Source organism: Streptomyces sp. NP160 (genome assembly GCF_006335115.1).
Lineage (GTDB): Bacteria > Actinomycetota > Actinomycetes > Actinomycetales > Quadrisphaeraceae > Quadrisphaera.
In genome coordinates this window covers 74,993-75,234 of sequence record NZ_VDMJ01000013.1, presented here as the reverse complement: position 1 = coordinate 75,234, position 242 = coordinate 74,993, and the positions used below count along the sequence as shown (strand labels likewise).

Here is a 242-nt window from a genome sequence, read left to right as displayed (position 1 = left end):
CGCCGGCGCCGTCGTCCTCCACCCGCACCACGAGCCAGCGCCCCTCCGCCTCGGCCCGGACCGCGAGGTCGACCACCGCGGCGCGCGCCCCGCTGTGCTTGGCGGCGTTGGTGAGCGCCTCGGCCACCACGAAGTACGCAGCGCGCTCCACACCTCCCGGCAGCTGCCCGACACCGTCGGCCCGGACCACGGCGGGCACGGCGCTGCGCGAGGCCAGCGACTCCACGGCGGCCACGAGCCCG

Annotated in this window: 1 protein-coding gene; it reads right to left on the bottom strand. The window is 78.9% G+C overall.

The annotated features are described in order from the left end of the window. Positions 1-242 (bottom strand): ATP-binding protein (locus FHN55_RS22600; RefSeq protein ID WP_373995713.1); only part of this gene is annotated, 242 nt, incomplete at both ends.